At 50.0% G+C, this 15621-nt stretch carries 9 protein-coding genes and 1 other annotated feature (1 of these 10 only partly in view); of the genes, 3 read left to right on the forward strand and 6 right to left on the reverse strand.

Annotation, left to right across the window (positions count from 1 at the left end):
* Positions 1-7 precede the first annotated feature (7 nt).
* The gene (parC, locus tag CRN96_RS03260; RefSeq protein ID WP_097039101.1) at positions 8-2422 is read right to left on the reverse strand and encodes a DNA topoisomerase IV subunit A; all 2415 of its coding nucleotides are present in this window, start codon (positions 2420-2422) and stop codon (positions 8-10) included.
* Entirely contained in the window at positions 2415-4400 is a 1986-nt protein-coding gene (gene parE / locus CRN96_RS03265) for a DNA topoisomerase IV subunit B (protein ID WP_097039103.1), read from the reverse strand. Before parE ends, parC begins: the two co-directional genes overlap by 8 nt.
* 202 nt (positions 4401-4602) lie before the next feature.
* On the opposite strand from parE, the gene plsY reads away from it, so the two are divergent.
* Positions 4603-5187 carry a glycerol-3-phosphate 1-O-acyltransferase PlsY gene (gene plsY / locus CRN96_RS03270; RefSeq protein WP_097039105.1) on the forward strand — a complete coding sequence of 195 codons (585 nt, stop codon included), beginning with the start codon at positions 4603-4605 and terminating at the stop codon, positions 5185-5187.
* A 72-nt stretch (positions 5188-5259) separates the two neighbouring features.
* Here plsY and acnA read toward each other — a convergent pair whose 3' ends face one another.
* On the reverse strand, positions 5260-7965 hold the full coding sequence (gene acnA / locus CRN96_RS03275) for an aconitate hydratase AcnA (RefSeq protein WP_097039107.1): 2706 nt from the start codon (positions 7963-7965) through the stop codon (positions 5260-5262).
* A gap of 257 nt (positions 7966-8222) precedes the next feature.
* Between acnA and mscL the strand changes: the two genes are divergently transcribed.
* Positions 8223-8594: a large conductance mechanosensitive channel protein MscL gene (mscL, locus tag CRN96_RS03280; RefSeq protein WP_097039109.1), complete on the forward strand. Its 372-nt coding sequence runs from the start codon at positions 8223-8225 to the stop codon at positions 8592-8594.
* 33 nt (positions 8595-8627) lie between these two features.
* Here mscL and CRN96_RS03285 read toward each other — a convergent pair whose 3' ends face one another.
* Complete coding sequence (locus tag CRN96_RS03285) at positions 8628-10040, reverse strand: YfcC family protein (RefSeq protein ID WP_097039111.1); 1413 nt, start codon at positions 10038-10040, stop codon at positions 8628-8630.
* Positions 10041-10197: 157 nt separating this feature from the next.
* Between CRN96_RS03285 and CRN96_RS03290 the strand changes: the two genes are divergently transcribed.
* Positions 10198-11568, forward strand: a complete 1371-nt coding sequence (locus tag CRN96_RS03290) for a YfcC family protein (RefSeq protein WP_097039112.1) — start codon at positions 10198-10200, stop codon at positions 11566-11568.
* A 67-nt stretch (positions 11569-11635) separates the two neighbouring features.
* On the opposite strand, the gene CRN96_RS03295 is transcribed toward CRN96_RS03290, so the two are convergent.
* Positions 11636-12910: a bifunctional folylpolyglutamate synthase/dihydrofolate synthase gene (locus CRN96_RS03295; protein WP_097039114.1), complete on the reverse strand. Its 1275-nt coding sequence runs from the start codon at positions 12908-12910 to the stop codon at positions 11636-11638.
* Positions 12911-12926: 16 nt separating this feature from the next.
* The gene (locus CRN96_RS03300; RefSeq protein ID WP_097039116.1) at positions 12927-15548 is read right to left on the reverse strand and encodes a valine--tRNA ligase; all 2622 of its coding nucleotides are present in this window, start codon (positions 15546-15548) and stop codon (positions 12927-12929) included.
* Positions 15549-15589: 41 nt separating this feature from the next.
* Positions 15590-15621: a binding site (T-box leader), on the reverse strand; it runs 175 nt beyond the window's last position.

The raw sequence follows: 15621 nt of genomic DNA on the forward strand, positions 1-15621 counted from the left end.
CATTTTTTTATTCACTTATAACATCAAAATGTACATCGGTGACCTCGCCGAATGCATCCTCATCGACCACGAATGAGCCATTCACATATTTTCCGGTCACGCGGATGCTCTTGCCTCTGACTGTCGAGCGGTCCGACTCCGACATGATCACTGCGTTGATATCGTCGGCGAACAGCACCGCACCCACCAGCCTGTGGGGCTTCGATTTGATTTCCTTTAAAAGCATCGTGCCGACCTGGGCGCGTGCCCCTGCATCGAATATGGAGAGGTCCGTGCGTTTGACCGCACCTCTGTTCGATACGGTCAGTAAATACTTCTCATTACTAATGAGGCCGGCGAAGATGATTTCATCATCAGGTTTGACGTTCATCGCCCTGACGCCCTGGGTCCTGAGTCCGCTCGGATTAACGGAGTCCACCGGGTATTTCAGCGTCAGCCCTTTTGCGGTGACGAACAGCATGTCCTCCGTACCGGTCTCTGAAATCTCCAGGGAAACGACTTCGTCACCCGCCTTCAGATTCATATAGGCGAGCGGCCTTTTGATCCGCACCGCCTCGAATAAAGACAGCTCACTGCGCTTGATCTGCCCGCCCCTGGTCGTCGAAACGACGGTGACAGGTGCCTTGAAGTCATCGATGGCCGTGGCGAAAATCGGCATCTCCTCGGAATCGATGTTGAATCTGCTGGACAGATGGACGCCATGATCCTTCCACCGTATTTCGGGTATTTCATGGACCGGTATGATCAGGTAATTCCCGAGGTTGGTGAAGACGAGCATCTGCTGGAGCGTATGGGATTCGGTTGTGAAAATGAGGAAGTCATCCTCCTTCATGCCGATTTCTTCCAGTGCACTTGCATTATAGCTCCTCGGGCTCGTGCGCTTGACATAGCCGTCTTTTGTGAGCGACAGGACGGTCTCTTCCTGCGGGATGAGCACATGCTTATCAAGCTCTATATTCTCGATCTCATCTTCAACAACCGTCAGCCGGTCGGATTTGTACTTCTTCTTTGTATCACGGAGTTCTTTTTTGATGACACCGAGCAGTTTTTTATCATCGGCAAGGATTTCATTCAGCTGGTTGATCGTATAATCCAGTTCGCTGTGCTCGGTTTCGAGCTCGACGATATCCGTGTTGGTCAGGCGGTACAGCTGGAGCATGACGATGGCTTCCGCCTGTGCATCGGTGAAGTGGTATGCCTCCATCAGGTTTTCTTTTGCGTTCTTCTTGTTTTTCGACTCCCTGATGACACGTATCACATCGTCAAGTATAGATAATGCCTTCATCAGGCCCTCGATGATGTGCATGCGCTTCTGGGCACGGTCAAGATCGAATTCCGAACGTTTGTACACCACTTCTTTCTGGTGTGCGATATAGCTGTCCAGGATTTCCTTCAGGCCCAGCAGCTTCGGTGCCCGCTCGCTGATCGCGACCATATTGAAGTTATAGGTCACCTGCAGTTCCGTCCGTTTATAGAGGTAGTTGATGATGCCTTCCACATTGGCATCCTTCCGTAGTTCCACCGCAATTCTGAGACCCTGCCTGTCGGTTTCGTCCCGGACTTCTAGGATGCCGTCGACCTTTCTTTCTGCACGGATCTCATCGATTTTTTTGACGAGGTTCGCCTTGTTGACTTCATACGGCAGCTCAGTGATCGCGATCAGCTTCCTGCCGCCGCGCAGATCCTCGGTTTCGACTTTGGACCGCACCACAATCCTGCCTTTCCCGGTCTCGTAGGCTTTCTTCAGTTCATCTTTACCCTGGATGATGCCGCCGGTAGGAAAATCCGGACCCTTGACGATTTCAAGCAGTTCATCGATCCCGACAGTGGGCTTATCGATCACTTTCAGTGTCGCATCGATGACCTCACTTAAGTTATGCGGCGGTATATCCGTCGCATAACCTGCGGAAATCCCGGTCGAGCCATTCACCAGGATATTCGGGAACCTTGCCGGCAAGACGGTCGGCTCGACATCCGTATCATCAAAGTTGTTCATGAATGTGACGGTGTTCTTGTTGATGTCCCTGAGCATCTCGTTTGAAAGTTCCGCAAGCTTCGCCTCGGTGTAACGCATTGCGGCCGGCGGATCGCCGTCCACACTGCCTTTGTTGCCGTGGATCATGATCAGCTCTTCCCTCATCTTCCATTCCTGGCCCATGCGCACCATTGCATCGTATATGCTGGACTCCCCGTGGGGGTGGTAGTTACCGATCACGTTACCGACTGCCTTTGCACTTTTACGGTAATTTTTATCGAATGTATTTCCTTCCCGGAACATTGCGTAAAGTATGCGCCTCTGCACCGGCTTCAATCCGTCTCTTACGTCAGGTATGGCACGGTCCTGGATGACATACTTGCTGTAGCGGCCGAAGCGGTCGCCGAGTACGTCTTCAAGTTTCAAGTTTTGAATCTTCTCAGCCATTACCTTCACCTTCCTCATTCATATGGTCGATCTCATCATTTTCTAAAATGGAATTCTGTTCCTCGAGCGTGAAGCTCACATTGGATTCGATCCATTTCCGTCTGAGTTCAACGTTATCACCCATCAGGGTGGTCACGCGTTTCAGTGACAGCGCCTCATCATCGATCGAGACCTGCACCAGTGTCCGCGTCTCCGGATTCATCGTCGTTTCCCAGAGCTGCTCTGCCATCATTTCACCGAGACCCTTGTATCTCTGGAGTTCGATGTTGGCACCCATTTCTTCCTGCGCCGCCGCCAGTTCCTCCTCGGTCCAAACATACTTGATGATATCCTTTTTCTTCGATTTCTTCTTCAACTGGAATAAAGGCGGCAATGCGATATAAATCTTTCCGGCTTCAAAGAGCGGGCGCATATAATTGAAGAAGAACGTGAGCAGCAGCACCTGGATATGCGCACCGTCGGTGTCCGCATCGGTCATGATGATCACTTTATCGTAGTTGGCATCTTCCACCTTGAACTCCGTACCGACGCCCGCGCCGATCGTATGGATGATCGTATTGATCTCCTCGTTTTTGAAGATGTCTTCAAACTTGGCCTTCTCGGTATTGATCACTTTGCCCCGCAGCGGCAGTATGGCCTGGAATTTCCGGTCCCTGCCCTGCTTGGCGGAGCCGCCGGCCGAATCCCCCTCGACGAGGAACAGCTCATTCTTCTTAGCGTTTTTGCTCTGGGCCGGCGTCAGTTTACCGGATAATAAGGTGTCCCTTCTCTTGTTCTTCTTGCCGCTGCGGGCTTCCTCCCGCGCCTTCCTCGCAGCTTCCCGGACATTCCTCGCTTTTATGGCCTTTTTCACGAGCTGGCTGCTGAGTGCACCGTTTTCTTCCAGATAGAACGGCAGTTTCTCCACGAGCAGGGATTCGACTGCAGCACGGGCTTCATTGGTGCCGAGCTTGCTCTTCGTCTGCCCTTCGAACTGAAGCTGTTCTTCCGGTATTTTAATGGAGACCACCGCGGTCAGACCTTCGCGTATATCATTGCCTTCAAGGTTTTTATCCTTATCCTTCAATTCCTTGATCTTCCGGGCATATTCATTGAAGGCTTTTGTAAAACCGGTTTTGAAGCCGATCTCATGGGTCCCTCCGTCTTTTGTACGGACGTTGTTGACAAAGGAAAGTATCGTCTCGGTATACTGGTCGTTGTACTGGAAGCTGACCTCCGCCTCGATGCCCTGGTATTCACCTTTGAACTGGACGATGTTTCCGATCGAATCTTTACCTTCATTGAGGAAGTCGATGAATGATTTCAGGCCGTCCTCGTACTGGAACTCTTCGACTTTCTCCTCTTCGCCCCGGGTATCCGTGATCCTCACTTTCAGGCCGCTCAGGAGAAATGCGGATTCCCTCATCCTTTCAACAATCATTTCATAATTGAATGAAGTGCCGAGCTTGAATACATCCGGATCCGGCTTGAAAGTCACCGTTGTTCCCGTCTTTTTCGTCTTGCCGGTCACCGTCAGTTTCTGGTCGACGGTACCTCCGTCCTTAAAGGACATCGTATGCACTTTTCCATCCCTGAATATTTCAAGTTTCATCCATTCACTCAGCGCATTCACGACGGAAGCGCCGACACCGTGCAGGCCGCCTGAAGTTTTGTAGCCGCCGCCACCGAACTTGCCGCCCGCGTGAAGCACCGTGAAGATGACTTCCGGTGTGGGCTTTTTGGATGAATGCATACCTGTCGGCATCCCGCGGCCATTGTCGGTGACCGTGATGCTTGAGTCTTTATTCAGCGTGATGGTGATTTCATCACCGTGACCATTCAATATCTCATCAACCGCATTATCTGCAATTTCATAAACCAGATGATGCAGCCCTTTGACATCAGTCGAGCCTATATACATCCCCGGACGCTTGCGTACCGCATCCAGCCCTTCCAATATCTGAATCGAGTCATCACTGTATGTGTTCGTTTTAGACAAAGAGTCAACCTCCTACAAACATATGTTCGAATTTTTTATCTACCTTACTATTTTTATATAAAATCCTCATCTTTGCAAGTAAATTCTTTTTGTACTCATTAGTTTACATAACAATATTATAGTAAACTAATATTATTATCAATTTATAAATGGTAATTTGTATGGTAAACTATTAGTACCTGATAATAAAGGGGGCCGTAAAATGACGGATATAATAATTTTGCTCATCATCAGTTATCTGATCGGAGCCATTCCATTCAGCCTTCTGATAGGTAAGATTTTTTATAAAGTGGATATAAGGGAGCATGGGAGCGGAAATATCGGCACGACCAACACTTTCAGGATATTGGGAAAGAAAGCGGGCATCATGGTGCTCGTACTGGATATTTTGAAAGGCGCGATACCGGTCTACATCGCGATGTTGATGGCTGTGGATATGCACATCTTCATCCCGGGCCTCGTCAGTGCCATCGGTCATGTCTACCCGGTCTTTTTAAAGTTCAGGGGTGGAAAAGCTGTAGCGACGGGCGCAGGCGCAGTACTTGCCTACAATCCGATTGTCTTCATAATTTTATTATCTGCATTTTTAATCACTTTAAAATTGAGCAAGTATGTTTCCTTGTCGAGTATCGTTGCAGCACTGTTATTCATTGGACTTTCATTGATGCTTCAGGACCCTCTCGTTATCGCTTTTGCGGTGATACTGGGGCTTGTGATCATTATCAGGCATATATCCAACATCAAAAGAATACTCAATGGAACTGAATCCAAAATCACTTTCATGTAATCCGTTTTAAAAAAGTGAACCCGGTGAAATCATATGATTTCACCGGGTTTTTTAAATGGCTTGAATGCTCATTTACTCTTTTAATTTCTTCCTCAATACGAGTGGAAGTATGCCGCCATGGCGGTAGTAGTCGACTTCCACTTCCGAATCGAAGCGGGCTTTGACTTTGAACTCCTTCACTTCACCGTCGGTGCTGGTGGCAGTCACATCAAGGACATCGCCTGGCTTCACTTCCTCGCCGACTTTAATGTCGAATGTTTCACTGCCGTCAAGGCCGTGGTCTTCAGCATTCTGTCCTTCCACGAACTGCAGCGGCAGCACACCCATCATCACGAGGTTCGAACGGTGGATCCTTTCATAGCTTGCTGCGATGACCGCTTTGACACCTAAAAGGTTGGTGCCTTTCGCAGCCCAGTCACGGCTCGATCCCATGCCGTAGTCGTCGCCTGCGATGACTACAAGGCCCGTGTCATCTTCCTGATATTTCATGGCTGCATCGTAGATGCTCATCACATCGCCTGTCGGCCAGTAGGTTGTATAACCGCCTTCTGTGCCCGGTGCAATTTTATTGCGGATACGGATATTTGCGAATGTACCTCTCACCATCACTTCATGGTTACCGCGGCGGGAGCCGTATGAGTTGAAGTCACGCGGCGATACGCCCTGCTCGATCAGCCATTTGCCTGCCGGCGTATCTTTACCGATGGCGCCTGCCGGGGAAATGTGGTCGGTCGTGACACTGTCACCGAATTTTCCGAGGACCCTGAGGCCGCTCAAGTCGTTGATTGAACCCGGCTCGGTTGAGAGATCTTCGAAGAAGGTCGGGTTCTGGATGTAAGTGGACTCCGGATTGAAGTCGTACATCGGTGCATCCGTCGTTTCGATATTGTTCCAGATTTCATTGGAATCGAATACGTTCTCATATTCTTTTCTGAACAGTTCCGGTGTGACGTTGCTCATCACCGCGTCCCTGACTTCCTGGATGGACGGCCAGATGTCCTTCATGAATACATCATTGCCCTCTTTATCCTGTCCAAGCGGCTCTTTGTTAAGATCAATATCCACGGTGCCTGCCAGTGCATATGCCACGACAAGCGTCGGGGAGGCAAGGTAGTTCGCCTTCACAAGCGGGTGGATACGCCCTTCAAAGTTACGGTTTCCGGAGAGGACTGAGGAAACGAGCATATCATTATCGACAATCGTCTCGGATATTTCAGGAAGCAAAGGTCCTGAGTTTCCGATACATGTTGTACAGCCGTATCCGACCAGGTTGAAGCCCAGTTCATCAAGGTATGGCTGAAGACCTGCATCTTCAAGGTAGCCTGTGACCACTTTGGACCCCGGTGCCAGTGAAGTTTTGACATAAGGCGGTACTGTCAGCCCTTTTTCTACAGCCTTCTTCGCGATGAGTCCTGCACCGAGCATCACATATGGGTTGGAAGTGTTTGTACACGATGTGATTGCCGCGATGACAAGATCTCCGGTCTTGAGCTCTGCAGTGGAACCGTTATTGAAATTGATCGGTGCTTTCTTATCGACTTCACTTTCGTCCATTCCATGACCGTGGTTGCCGCTCTCAGCCGTTATCGATTTCTGATACTCCTCTTTCATTTTTGAAAGCGGAATCAGATCCTGAGGACGTTTCGGCCCTGCAAGTGAAGGTTCGACTGTGGAAAGGTCCAGATCCACGATGTCAGTATATGTCGGTTCAACATCCGGGTTGAAGAACATGTCGTTCTCTTTCAGGTATGTTTCGACGACGGAGATATGTTCCTCGCTGCGTCCTGTCAGTTTCAGGTAATCCAGCGTTTCCTGATCGACAGGGAAGAATGCATTCGTCGCGCCGTATTCAGGCGACATGTTCGCAATCGTCGCACGGTCGGCGAGCGGCAGTTCAGTCACACCGCGGCCGAAGAATTCGACGAACTTCCCTACTACGCCGTGTTTACGGAGTAATTCGGTCACTCTGAGCGCAAGGTCGGTCGCCGTCGCACCTTCAGGCAGGGAGTTTTTCATGCGTACGCCGATGACTTCAGGCACCGGGAAATAGGACGGCTGCCCGAGCATGCCTGCTTCCGCCTCGATACCGCCGACACCCCAGCCTAAGACACCGAGACCGTTGATCATGGTCGTATGTGAGTCGGTTCCGACAAGTGTATCCGGATAAGTGACAAGTTCTTCATTTTCTTCCCTTACATGGACCACATTCGCAAGGTACTCCAGGTTCACCTGGTGGACGATGCCTGTAGCAGGCGGTACTGCACGATAGTTGTCGAATGCCTTCGTCGCCCAGTTCAGGAACTCATAGCGCTCTTCGTTCCTTTCGAACTCGAGCTCCATGTTCTTCTGCAGTGCCTGGTGTGTGCCGTATTCATCAACCTGCACCGAGTGGTCGATGACCAGGTCCACAGGTACTTCCGGGTTGATTTTCTGGACATCCCCGCCAACGTCATCCATCGCTTTCCTGAGAGAAGCAAGGTCTACGACTGCTGGTACGCCGGTGAAGTCCTGAAGTATGACACGTGATGGTTTGAATGGCACTTCTGCGTTGCCGAAGTCACCTTCATCCCATTTTGCCAATGCTTCAATATGTTCATCTTTGATCACTCTGCCGTCATGCTGCCTTAAAACCGATTCAAGCAATACACGAATTGAATACGGCAGTTTCTCTGGATTTGAAAAACCTTTTTCTGCCAATGTCTGAAGACTGTAGTAGTTATATGTCTTATCATTTAAACTAAAAGTCTTTTTGGCATCAGCTTTATAATTTTGCCCCATGTTGATGTTGCCCCCTAAAATTAGTCTTATATACAGTATACCGGATAATAAAACCTTGTAAACGGTTGCCATTCCAAATGATGATACAAAAAAACAACGGATGATGATAAGTAAAACTTATGTTAATAATTCTATAGCATAAAGATTTATTATGTGAAAATGCCTTATATTCTTGATGATATCACTCCCCATCCATCAAATAATGATATATTTATAAGAGAGTTTCATGTGAGTCAGATTATGTGGAGGTAAGGTTGATGCTGCAGGAATTCAAGGAATTCATATTACGTGGGAACGTGCTCGACCTTGCAGTGGCAGTGGTCATCGGGGCGGCTTTCGGAAGGATCGTCGATTCATTGGTGGAAAACATCATCATGCCATCCATCGCATTGCTCTTCGGGGATACGGATTTCGCTTCGGACTGGTCATACATGGGCATCACTTACGGTGTCTTCATCCAGGCTGTCATCGATTTTCTGATCATTGCAGCTGCAATCTTCGTGTTCATCAAAGTGGTCAACAAGCTGACGAGGGAGCGCTTCGTCGCTGAAGAGGAAGAAGACGAGCAGCTGGTGCTCCTCCGGGAGATCAGGGATGCACTGGTCGGGGAAAATGAAAAGAAAGTATAAAGAAAAAACCGGCGGCTGCCGGTTTTTTCAGTCTTACTGAAGATTTATCAGCGTCGCCACAACAAGTGCGACACCGGCGACCAAAAGCCACAGGAGGGTGATCTTCCAGACGAACTGGACCCATTTCAAGTATGGTATGCCTGCTACAGCAAGCACCCCCATCAGTGAGGCGGACGTCGGTATGATCGTATTCGTGATCGCATCACCATATTGGAAGGCGAGCACCGCAATCTGCCTCGGTATCTCCTGGAGATCTGCAATCGGCACCATGATAGGCATGGTCGTCACCGCCTGGCCCGAGCCCGACGGGATGAAGAAGTTGATGATGACCTGGATCACCAGCATGCCTATGGCCGTCAATGCATTGGGGATATGATCCAGCACACTGCTCATCGAATGGATGATCGTATCGATGATCACCCCTGACTCAAGGACCACAAGGATGGCACGGGCGAAACCGACGATGATCGCACCGTATACGACGAGCTTCATGCCGTCAATGAACGCATCGAAGATGGCGTTGACTTTCATTCCGCCGATGAGGCCGGCCACAAGACCGATCAAAAAGAAGTTGGCGGACAGTTCAGTCAGGAACCATCCATGTTGGAAGATGCCGTAAATATTGACGATGATACCGATAAGGAATACGACCAAAATGAAAATATGCCTTTTCTTAAGCTGTTCGAATTCGAAGACATCTTCGGTGAAGTTGATCTGCCCGGCTTTGTTCTCCGTATATATCAGACTTTTTTCGGGGTTGTTCTTCACTTTTTTTGCATAGTTCATGACATATAAAATCGCCAGTCCGAGAACGAATGCGTAAATGACCGTCCTGAATCCCCAGCCCGAGAAAATCGGAAGCTCCGCAATGCCGTGGGCGATACCAACGGTGAAGGGGTTGAACATCCCTCCAATGAAACCCGAGGCCGCCCCAAGTGTGACCATCGCCGTCCCCACCATCGCATCATATCCGAGTGCCACTGCAAGCACGATGCCGATCGGCACGAAGATGATGGCCTCCTCCGCCATGCCCGTCGTGAATCCGAGTATGGAGAAAACAAGCATGATCACCGGTATCATGAGCTTTTCATTCCCTTTGACGACATCCATCACTTTTTGTATCGCCGCCTCGATTGCCCCTGTCGCACGGATGATGCCGAAGGCCCCGCCGATCAGAAAGATGTAGAATATTATACTGGAAGCTTCAATCAGACCGTTCGGTATCGACATGAACAGCTCGAAGATTCCGACCGGGCTCTGTTCGACTCCCGAGTAGCTGCCGCTCACGACCATCGTCTGGCCGTCGACCTCCGTGCGTTCGTACTCCCCTGCAGGAATGATGTAACTGAGGGCCGCCCCGATGATGACGACGGCCAAAAGTATTGCATAAGTATGCGGAAACTTCTGACTGATATCTTTAGGACTTTCTGTGCCTTGTGATGACATTTTGCTCTCCCCTTTTTTATTTTTATAGTATCAGTATAACTCATAAAATGACAGAATTATTACATAATTACAAAATGTCCTGTAAATTGCCAAATCATTGAGCTATAATTGAATCACATGTATAAGGGGGTTGATCACCATATTAAAAGATATTAAAATGCCTCATGCTTTTGTCCTGATTTATTCCATTGTGATTCTGGCTGTCCTGGCAAGTTACATCATCCCTGCAGGACAGTATGACCGGTTTGAGGACTCGGAAGGCAGGGAAATCGTCGATCAGGCGAGTTTTACATATGTTGAGCAGGATCCGGTCGCCCTGACTCAAATATTCACCGTCGTGCCTGAGGGCATGGTGGATGCTGCAGGCATCATCTTCCTGATCTTCATCATTGGCGGTGCCTTCGGCATGATCAACGGTACGGGAGCGATCGAAGCGGGGATCAATAGGATGGTATCTTTACTGAAGGATAAGGAAATCGTACTGATCCCGCTCACGATGCTGATCTTCTCATTCGGGGGCGCGACATTCGGCATGGCCGAATCGACCCTGATCTTCATCCCGATGGGCGTCATACTCGCACGCTCACTCGGGATGGATGCAATGACGGGGATGTCCATGGTGGCACTCGGGGCGGCGGCAGGCTTTGCCGGCGGTTTCATGAACATATTCACCGTCGGGGTTGCACAGGAAATCGCAGAACTGCCCCTGTTCTCAGGCATGGGCTTCCGCATCATGATCCAACTTGTCTTTGTGGCGATCGCTTCGTTCTTCGTCTACAGATACGGCAAGCGGGTGCAGAGGGATAAAAAGAACAGTTATGTATATGACCTTGAAATGAAAGCCGAATCGGAATCAGGCGGCTATAAGTTCAAGGATTTGACCGGCAGGCACATTGCAGTGCTCTTCATCGTATTTGCAGGACTTGCCCTGATCATTTACGGGGTTGTCCAGGGCTGGTCCACAGGTACGGAACTCGCAGCAATATTCCTCGCCATGGGGATATTCTCAGGCCTCGTCGGAGGCAATACACCAAACGGCATTGCAGATGATTTCATCAAGGGAGCGAAAGATGTCACTTTCGGTGCATTGATCGTCGGGCTCGCACGATGTATCCTTCTCGTCCTGGAGGACGGGACGATCATCGATACCGTCATCTTTGCAGTGAGTTCGGTGCTTGAAGGTCTGCCGTCCACTATTGCAGCGATCGGCATGTTCCTGACACAGTTCATCATCAACTTCTTCATCCCGTCAGGTTCGGGTCAGGCTGCAACGACAATTCCGCTGATGGCACCGATCGGTGATATCGTCGGCATCCCGAGGCAGTCGGTCGTCCTCGCATTCCAGATGGGTGACGGTCTGTCCAACTACCTCTTCCCGACCTCCGCCGTCCTGATGGCCGGCTTGTCGATTGCGAACATACCATATGAAAAGTGGTTGAGGTTTGTATGGCCGCTCATGCTGGTGTGGATCATCGCAAGCGGGTTTTTCATGGCCTTGAGCATCATGATCGGCTACGGCCCTTTTTAAAGGCACGGTTCAAATATTTACATCATAAAAAAGACTCAGGATCTCTCGATCCTGAGTCTTTTTTATGTTATGACCCGGCCGGGTCTTTGAAGAATTGTTTTATATCACTGATGAAATACAGGCTGCCGGTGATCAAAAGCATCTCCCCGTCGAATTCCTTTATGAATGTCCTGTAGTCGGAGATCTTCTCTTTTTTCGGGTGGCTCACTGCCTCGTAAATCTCTTCAACCGGCCGGGATTTGAAGAATTCGAATTCAGTCACCTTGAATTCGTCTGCAATTTCAGCCAGTTTATCGACCATCGGACCGATCGGCTTGCCCTTCACCGCAGAGAACAGCACAGTGATCTTTTTATCGCTGTAATATTCCTTCATCGCGGAGACGAGTGCATCGACAGCTTCATTGTTATGCGCACCGTCAGCGATGATGAGCGGCGATTCCTGCAGTACTTCGATGCGTCCGCCCCATGAAGTTTCTTCAATCGCATCGACCATCTTGTTCAAGTCCAATGTGAGCCGTCCGCTTTCTTTAAGTTCGAGCAGGGCGGCCATGGCAAGCGATGCATTTTCATGCTGATGGGCACCGATCATCTTCAGCTGGATATTTTCAAAGTCGTAGACGCCGTATTTGAAGTCGAACTCATCAGAGCGGTGAAAAATGATGATATCCCGGTGCATTTCGACACCTTTGGCATTCTTTTCTTCTAAAACACCGCGTACATATTCCCTCGAATGGTCATCGGCGATATTGTAGACGAGCGGAATACCTTCCTTGATCACGCCGGATTTGTCCCTGGTGATGTCGATCAGTGTGTCGCCGAGTATTTCCGTATGGTCCAGTCCGATGCTTGTAAGCAGCGTCATGGCAGGACTGAAGACATTCGTCGAGTCGTACGTGGCACCAAGGCCCGCCTCCACGATCACAAAATCCACAGGATTCATCTTCCCGAAATAGACGAACATCATCACCGTGATGATTTCAAATTCCGTAGCCTTGCCGAAAGGCGTCTCCTCTTCCATCAATTCACTGACCGGGCGCACCATCGTCGCAAGCTCGGCTATCGCTTCGTCAGGTATGGGGTCACCGTTCACGGCAATTCGTTCATTGAACACCTCGATGTAAGGAGATGTGAAGGTCCCCACTGTATAGTTGTTTGCATTCAATGCACTTCTCATATAATTCAGTGTGGAGCCTTTGCCGTTCGTCCCTACTACATGGATGCCGTTGATCTTTTCCTGAGGGGCGCCGAGACGCTCAAGCATCCACTTCATCCTCTCAAGTCCGGGCTTGATGCCGAACTTCAATTGATCATGTATCCAGTTCAAACTTTCCTCATAGTTCATTAACTAAAGACCCCTTTTAAGACAAGCTTTCCAGACGCGCTGCCACTTCATCATACTGCGCCTGATACTTGGTTTCTTTTTCTCTTTCCTCCTGCACCACATTTTCCGGTGCATTCGCAACGAATTTTTCGTTGTTCAATTTGCCGTGTACGCGCTTAAGCTCACCCTGAAGGCGCTCTTTTTCCCTGCTCAGGCGTTCGATTTCCTGTGCTTTGTCTATCAGGCCGGAGAGCGGCAGGACCACTGTGGCACCGGTGATGACACTCGTCTTATCATCGTCGTTCTTTTCAATTGCAGAGGCGATTTCCAGCGATTCCGGATTACAGAAGCGGTCGATGTAATGCTTGTTCGCTTCCACTGCTGCACGCCTTGCATCATCCTTCACCTCTATCTTGATATCGATCGGTTTGGACAACGGCGTGTTCACTTCGCTTCTTGTCTGGCGTACGGACTTGATGATTTCAACAAGCAGTGCCATCTCTTTTTCCGCCGACTCATCGATATGGCTGTCGTCAGCTTCCGGCCAGTCACTTGTGACGATTGTCCGGCCGCCTTCGATTGTCTGATAGATTTCCTCTGTGACGAACGGCATGAACGGGTGCAGCATCTTCAGTATTTTATCCAATGTGTACAGGAGGACGGAGCGTGTCATGTGCTTCTCTTCATCCGTGCCTTCCGCCATCGGTACTTTGGCCATTTCAATGTACCAGTCGCAGAAATCGTCCCATATGAAGTTATACAGCAGGCGCCCGACTTCACCGAATTCATATTTCTCGGAGAGCCGTGTCACTTCCCTGATCGTATTGTTCAGGTTCGTCAGTATCCACTTGTCTGCAAGTGACTTCCTGCCTTCCAGATTGATGTCGGACATCTTGAAGTCCGGACCGATGTTCATGAGTGCGAACCTGGATGCGTTCCATATCTTATTGATGAAGTTCCAGACGGATTCCACTTTTTCATCACTGTAGCGCAGATCCTGCCCCGGTGTCGTGCCTGTGGAGAGGAAGTATCTCAGTGCATCGGCACCGTATTTCTCGATGACATCCATCGGGTCGACACCGTTGCCGAGGGATTTCGACATCTTGCGGTTCTGCTCGTCCCGGACGAGGCCGTGGAGCAGCACGTCGGAGAATGGCTTCTGCCCTGTATGTTCAAGGGAGGAGAAAATCATCCTCGCCACCCAGAAGAAGATGATGTCATAACCTGTGACCAGGACATTCGTCGGGAAGAATTTCTTCAGATCATCCGTCTCTTCAGGCCAGCCCATCGTCGAAAACGGCCATAACGCACTCGAGAACCATGTATCCAGTACATCCTCATCCTGGGTCCAGTTTTCAGCATCCAGAGGCGCCTCCATGCCGACATATATCTCACCTGTTTCATTGTGGTACCATGCCGGTATCCTGTGACCCCACCACAGCTGTCTCGAGATCACCCAGTCGCGGATATTCCCCATCCAAGTGTTGAATGTCTGCTCGAACCTCAGCGGTACGAAATCGATGCGGTTATCGGTCTTCTGATTGTCCAGCGTGTCTTTGGCAAGGGAATCCATGCTGACGAACCACTGTGTGGACAAGTACGGCTCCACGACTGCATTACTCCGTTCCGAATGACCGACGGAGTGTACATGCGATTCGATCTTGATCATCAGATCCTGTGCCTTCAGATCTTCCACCAGCTGCCTGCGGCAGTCGAAGCGGTCAAGACCTGCATATGGTCCGCCGAGGTCGTTGATGGATCCGTCTGTATTCATCACGTTGATGCGCTCGAGATTGTGCCTGTTGCCGATTTCAAAGTCGTTCGGGTCGTGCGCAGGTGTGACCTTCATGACACCGGTACCGAAATCCTTATCGACATATTCATCTGCGATGATCGGCAGTTCCCGTTCCATGATCGGAAGGATCGCCGTCTTGCCGATGAGGTCCTTGTAGCGCTCATCATCCGGATGCACGACGATTGCCGTGTCTCCGAGCATCGTCTCCGGACGCGTCGTTGCGATTTCAAGGTGGCCCGAACCGTCACTCAGCGGATATTTTACATGATAGAACTTACCTTCGACCTCTTTATGGATCACTTCAATATCCGACAGTGCGGTCTCCGTTTTCGGATCCCAGTTGATGATGTATTCGCCCCGGTATATCAGGCCTTTATTGTACATGTCGACGAACACTTTCCTGACTGCCTCGGACAAGCCGGCATCAAGCGTGAACCGCTCTTTATCGTAATCCAGGCCGAGGCCGAGTTTCGCCCACTGGTCACGGATGAAGTCAGCATACTCTTCCTTCCAGTTCCATGCGTGCTCCAAAAACTTCTCACGGCCGATTTCATGAGCCTTGATGCCTTCCTCGCGCAGACGTGCATCAACTTTCGCCTGTGTGGCGATGCCCGCATGGTCCATTCCCGGCAGATAAAGCACTTCATAACCCTGCATGCGCTTCATGCGTGTGATGATATCCTGCAGCGTCGTGTCCCATGCATGCCCGAGATGCAGCCTGCCGGTCACGTTCGGTGGCGGGATGACGATGGAATACGGTTCCTTTTCAGATTTTGCATCTGATTTGAAATACCCCTCTTCCACCCACTTCTTATATTTACCTTCCTCAACACTCGCTGGATGATACTTCTTCGGCATTTCCATAAATGATTTCTCCTTCCATAATAAAAACTCCACGTCCTGTAAAATAGGACGGGAGTTCCGCGGTACCACCTAA

The organism is Salinicoccus kekensis (assembly GCF_900220995.1).
Lineage (GTDB): Bacteria > Bacillota > Bacilli > Staphylococcales > Salinicoccaceae > Lacicoccus > Lacicoccus kekensis.

Bases quoted from the DNA above. Each gene is read 5' to 3' on its own strand.
- parC (WP_097039101.1), bottom strand. From the start codon at position 2,422: ATGGCTGAGAAGATTCAAAACTTGAAACTTGAAGACGTACTCGGCGAC.
- plsY (WP_097039105.1), top strand. From the start codon at position 4,603: ATGACGGATATAATAATTTTGCTCATCATCAGTTATCTGATCGGAGCC.
- acnA (WP_097039107.1), bottom strand. From the start codon at position 7,965: ATGGGGCAAAATTATAAAGCTGATGCCAAAAAGACTTTTAGTTTAAAT.
- mscL (WP_097039109.1), top strand. From the start codon at position 8,223: ATGCTGCAGGAATTCAAGGAATTCATATTACGTGGGAACGTGCTCGAC.
- CRN96_RS03285 (WP_097039111.1), bottom strand. From the start codon at position 10,040: ATGTCATCACAAGGCACAGAAAGTCCTAAAGATATCAGTCAGAAGTTT.
- CRN96_RS03290 (WP_097039112.1), top strand. From the start codon at position 10,198: ATGCCTCATGCTTTTGTCCTGATTTATTCCATTGTGATTCTGGCTGTC.
- CRN96_RS03295 (WP_097039114.1), bottom strand. From the start codon at position 12,910: ATGAACTATGAGGAAAGTTTGAACTGGATACATGATCAATTGAAGTTC.
- CRN96_RS03300 (WP_097039116.1), bottom strand. From the start codon at position 15,548: ATGGAAATGCCGAAGAAGTATCATCCAGCGAGTGTTGAGGAAGGTAAA.